Origin of the sequence: Mycobacterium sp., assembly GCF_050700595.1 — a bacterium.
GTDB lineage: Bacteria > Actinomycetota > Actinomycetes > Mycobacteriales > Mycobacteriaceae > Mycobacterium.
The window spans coordinates 1-5097 of the sequence record NZ_JBOHHI010000062.1 but is presented as its reverse complement, the minus strand read 5'-3'; the positions used below and the strand labels follow the sequence as shown (position 1 = coordinate 5097).

The window sequence follows — 5097 nt, the reverse complement described above, 5'->3', positions numbered from 1 at the left end:
CCCTTCATGGCGTCGTCGAACTCTTGGTGGTGTTCCGGGTTTTCCAGCTTGACCACGAACGAGGCGGGAAACGAGTCCTGAGCGGCCACATCCTTGAACTGCGGAAATTTGCGGATCGCATCGGCGTAGGCGTCGTCGCGGTTGAGGAACCGCACCGATTTGACGTCGTTGCGCGTCTCGATCCGTTCCCGTAACGCCCGGCACGGGTCGGACTCGCAGGCCGGGTCGTTTGCCGAGACGTCATCGGTCAAAAACACCTGCGTTTCGACCCGGTCCAGGTAGATGACGCGGGAGTGGTCGGCCAGCCGTACCACCAGCAGCCCGCCGCCGAAGAGGCCGATCGAGATCGCCGTTGTCAGAATCATCGCGACGGTCATGGTGACATTGCGGCGAAGACCGGTCAGAACCTCGTTGAGCAGAAAACCAAAGCGCACTTAACGATCCATTCCGTAGACACCCCGCTGCTCGTCACGCACCAGCCGGCCCAGCGACAGTTCCACCACCCGCTGCCGCATCGAGTCGACGATGTGATGGTCGTGGGTGGCCATCAGCACCGTCGTTCCGGTGCGGTTGATTCGCTCCAGCAAATCCATGATGTCGTTGCTGGTCTCCGGGTCGAGGTTGCCGGTCGGCTCGTCGGCCAGCAGCACCAGCGGCCGGTTGACGAACGCGCGTGCGGTCGCGACCCGCTGTTGTTCGCCACCGGACAGCTCGTGCGGCAGCCGGTTGGCCTTTCCGGACAGACCGACCATCTCCAGTACGTCGGGGACTACCCGGTTGATGGTGTCGGTGCGCTTGCCGATCACCTCCAGCGCGAAGGCAACATTCTCGAACACCGTCTTTTGCTGCAGCAGCCGGAAGTCCTGGAAGACGCACCCGATCACCTGCCGCAACTTGGGGATGTGTCGCCCGGGCAGCGCGTTGACGTGGAACTTCGAAACCCGCACGTGGCCGCTGGTGGGCGTTTCGGCGGCCAGCAGCAGCCGCATGAACGTCGACTTGCCGGAGCCGGACGGGCCGATCAGAAAAACGAACTCACCCTTGTCGATCTTGACGTCGACGTTGTCGAGCGCCGGCCGCGCCGACGACTTGTACTGCTTGCTGACATGGTCGAGGGTGATCATCACGGGTCGCCAGTGTAACTGGGAGTTTCGATCGAGCCGGCCACGCTATGGGGCGGGTGTCGGCGGGGGCGGCATCGGCGCCGGGCCGGGTTCGGGTTCCGGCGGTTCCGACGTCGAGGGCGGCGGCCCGAATGGGGGCGGCAGCACGATCGGCGGGATCAGCGGCGGCGGCGTGGTGGTCGTCGTGGTGGTCGTCGGCGGTGTTGTCGTGGTGGTGGTGGTCGGTGTCCACGTCGGCGTGGGGGTCGGCTGCTGCACCCGGGTGCGCGGCACCCAGGTGTAGTTGGGGTCGGGTACGTAGCCCGGCGGCACCACTTGCGTAGCCGGTACCTGTTTGCGCCCGGACGGCGACTCATTCGACTGCTGATAGGTGCTGTAGGTCCACCACACCGCGATGAACGCAACGACCAGCACCACGGTGGAAGTGCGCACGTGGCCGCCCAACAAGTAGGCGGGCCAGCCGCGGCTCAGGCCACGGCCGAGCCTTTTCAATCCGGTCAGCGTGAACTTCACGGCTTATGCGCCGGGGCTTGCGCTTCGTCCTCGGTGTCGTCGACCCGTGCCGGGTGGGCGATTGCCTCGACCGGCGGTGTGCCGTCGGCAACAGTGACGATGCCGGCGCGGGCGAGCGCCCGGACCGCGAGCGCCCGCAACTTCCGTCCCGCTTCGAACTGTCGCCCGGGCAGTGTGCGGGCCACCATCCGCAGGTTGACGGTGTCGACCTGGATGCTCTCCACCCCCATCACCGACGGTGCGTCCAGCAGCAACTGACCCAGCAGTTCGTCGTCACGTGCGGACTCGCACTCCTGGTGTAGGACGTCGCTGACCACGCCCAGGTCCGCGGTGGTCGGTACCGGTATGTCGATGACGGCACGGGCCCAGTCCTTGGACAGGTTCGTTGCCTTGACCACCTTGCCGTTGCCGATAGTGGACACCTCGCCCTCGCTGGAACGCAGCCTGGTCACCCGAAGTGTGACGTCCTCGACGGTCCCCTCGGCTACCGCCGTGGAAGCCAATTCGAGCCGGACCAGGTCACCGAAGCCGTACTGCTTCTCGGCGATGATGAAGAACCCGCCCAGCAAGTCCTCGATAACCCCCCGACCGCCGAAGCCAAGCGATACCCCTACTGCAGCGGCCGGGCCGGCCAGCGTGCTCATCGGAAGCCCCAGGGCAGTAATGATTTCCAGGGCGACAACCACATAGATCAACGCGATTGACAGCCACGAGATCACCGATGCCACGGCCTGCCGGTGTTTGGCGGCCTCCGAGCGCACCAACGTATCGCCCTCGGCGAAATCAGCGTCCATCCGGCGGGTAATTTGTCGAGCCGCCCAGGTGACGAACCGGACCGCCAGCAGCGACCCGATCAACAGCAGCACGATATGCAGCCCGGTGGTCATGAACCATTGATCGAAGTTGCCGTGCCAGAGATCGCTCCAACGCAGCGCCATCGCAGAAATCGTGGTATCAGTCGTCATCTCGTCTGTTACGCCACCGGATCCCCGCTTCCAGGAACCCGTCGATGTGCCCGTCCAAAACGGCGGTCGGATTGCCCACCTCGTAGTCGGTCCGCAGATCCTTGACCATCTGGTAGGGGTGCACGACGTAGGACCGCATCTGGTTACCCCAGGAGCTGCCGCCCTCCCCTTTCAATGCGTCGAGCTCGGCGCGTTCTTCTAAGCGCTTACGCTCCAACAACTTTGCCTGCAGCACCCGCGTCGCCGCCAGCTTGTTCTGCAGTTGCGACTTCTCGTTCTGGCAGGTGACGACGATCCCGGTCGGGATGTGGGTGAGCCGCACCGCCGAGTCGGTGGTGTTCACCGACTGACCGCCCGGGCCACTGGAGCGGTAGACATCCACGCGCACATCGCCTTCCGGGATGTCGATGCGGTCGGTGGTCTCCACCACCGGCAGCACCTCGACCTCGGCGAACGACGTCTGTCGCCGGTGCTGGTTGTCGAACGGGCTGAGCCGCACCAGCCGGTGAGTGCCCTGCTCGACCGACAGCGTGCCATAGGCGAACGGCGCGTGCACAGCGAACGTCGCGCTTTTGATCCCGGCCTCTTCGGCGTACGAGGTGTCGAACACCTCGACGGAATACTTGTGCTGCTCGGCCCAGCGGACGTACATCCGCATCAGCATCTCGGCCCAGTCGGCGGCGTCCACCCCGCCGGCCCCCGACCGGATGGTGACCAGCGCCTCGCGCTCGTCGTACTCGCCGGACAGCAGGGTGCGGACCTCCATCGCCTCGACGTCGGCCCGCAGCGCCTTGAGCTCGGCGTCGGCTTCAGCGAGCGCTTCAGTGTGGCTAGCGCCGGCTTCTTCAGCCGCCAGCTCGTAGAGCACCGGCAGGTCGTCGATGCGACGGCGCAGCTTTTCGACGCGGCGCAGTTCGCCCTGCGCGTGTGACAGCTCGCTGGTCACCCGCTGCGCCCGGGACTGGTCATTCCACAGATTGGGGTCGGACGCCTCGTGCTCGAGCTTCTCGATGCGGCTGCGCATACCTTCGATGTCGAGCACCCGCTCCACCGTGGTCAGGCTGGAGTCAAGGGCGGCGATGTCGGCCTGACGGTCGGGTTCCACAGCTCATCAGATTACCGGCGCCAGCCGCAGCTGGCGTGGGGGGACGTTTAGCATCGGAGATTATGCGCGCATACCACGTCGCGATCGTCGGCTCCGGTCCTGCCGGGTTCTTCGCGGCAGCGTCGCTGCTCAAGGCCGACGGGGTAGATGTCGCCGTCGACATGCTGGAGATGCTGCCGACGCCGTGGGGCCTGGTGCGTTCGGGTGTCGCGCCCGACCATCCCAAGATCAAGTCGATCAGCAAGCAGTTCGAAAAGACCGCCGACGACCCGCGCTTCCGGTTCTTCGGCAATATCAGGGTCGGCGAACATGTTCAGCCCGCTGAACTCACCGAGCACTACGACGCGGTGATCTACGCGGTCGGGGCACAGTCGGACCGATCACTGAACATTCCCGGCGAAGAACTGCCGGGCAGCATCGCCGCCGTCGATTTCGTGGGCTGGTACAACGCCCACCCGCACTTCGAGCAGATCACGCCGGATCTGTCGGGCCGTCGCGCAGTTGTCATAGGCAACGGCAACGTCGCGCTGGATGTCGCCCGCATTTTGGTGACCGCCCCCGACGTGCTCGCGCAGACCGACATCGCCGACTATGCACTGGACTCGCTGCGTCCGTGCAGCGTTGCGGAAGTGGTCGTCGTCGGTCGGCGCGGACCGCTGCAGACCGCGTTCACGACGTTGGAGCTGCGCGAGCTGGCCGACCTCGAAGGCGTCGACGTGGTGGTCGATCCGGCGCAGCTGGAGGGCATCAGCGACGACGACGCGGCCGCGGTGGGCAAGATCTGCAAGCAGAACATCAAGGTGCTGCGAGATTACGCGGCCCGCGAGCCGCGTCCGGGTCATCGCCGAATCGTGTTCCGGTTCTTCACCTCCCCGATCGAGATCAAAGGCAATGGGAAAGTCGAGCAGATCGTGCTCGGCCGTAACGAACTGGTCAGCGACGACAGCGGTCGGGTGGTGGCCAAGGACAGCGGCGTGCGCGACGAGCTGCCGGTCCAGCTGGTGGTGCGCTCGGTCGGCTACCGCGGGCTGCCCACCGCGGGGCTGCCGTTCGACGCCAAGAGTGGAACCATCCCGAACAGCGACGGTCGCGTCGCCGATAGCCGTAACGAGTATGTGGTCGGCTGGATCAAGCGAGGGCCGACCGGGGTGATCGGCACCAAGAAAAAGGACTCGCAGGACACCGTCGACGCCCTGCTCGCGGACCTGGCCGGACGGACACCGGCCGATTTCGCGCAGTTTTCCGAAGACCACGCCGACAAGCTCGCCGAGTGGCTGGCCTCGCGCCAGCCGCAGCTCGTCACAAGCGCGCACTGGAAGCTACTCGACGAGTACGAGCGCTCCGCCGGCGAGCCGCACGGACGGCCGCGGGTCAAGCTGTCCAGCCTGGC

6 protein-coding genes are annotated in these 5097 nt (G+C 65.7%); 1 reads left to right on the top strand and 5 read right to left on the bottom strand.

All coding sequences use genetic code 11. The features are described from left to right. The 5 genes from ACRDTL_RS06135 to prfB all read right to left on the bottom strand — a co-directional run. A partial coding sequence (locus tag ACRDTL_RS06135; protein ID WP_431505820.1) for a permease-like cell division protein FtsX occupies window positions 1-434 on the bottom strand: 434 nt, incomplete at its 3' end. Then, window positions 435-1124, bottom strand: coding sequence for a cell division ATP-binding protein FtsE (gene ftsE, locus ACRDTL_RS06130; RefSeq protein ID WP_431505821.1), 690 nt, complete (start codon window positions 1122-1124; stop codon window positions 435-437). Window positions 1125-1169: 45 nt separating this feature from the next. Then, a complete protein-coding gene (locus ACRDTL_RS06125; RefSeq protein ID WP_431505819.1) occupies window positions 1170-1637 on the bottom strand; it encodes a hypothetical protein in 468 nt (155 codons plus the stop codon). Continuing rightward, a complete protein-coding gene (locus tag ACRDTL_RS06120; protein ID WP_431505818.1) occupies window positions 1634-2602 on the bottom strand; it encodes a mechanosensitive ion channel family protein in 969 nt (322 codons plus the stop codon). The genes ACRDTL_RS06125 and ACRDTL_RS06120 overlap by 4 nt, the downstream gene beginning before the upstream one ends. Next, window positions 2592-3707, bottom strand: coding sequence for a peptide chain release factor 2 (gene prfB / locus ACRDTL_RS06115; RefSeq protein WP_431505817.1), 1116 nt, complete (start codon window positions 3705-3707; stop codon window positions 2592-2594). Before prfB ends, ACRDTL_RS06120 begins: the two co-directional genes overlap by 11 nt. Window positions 3708-3769: 62 nt before the next feature. On the opposite strand from prfB, the gene ACRDTL_RS06110 reads away from it, so the two are divergent. Continuing rightward, window positions 3770-5097: FAD-dependent oxidoreductase (locus tag ACRDTL_RS06110; protein ID WP_431505816.1), on the top strand; the 1328-nt coding region annotated here is incomplete at its 3' end.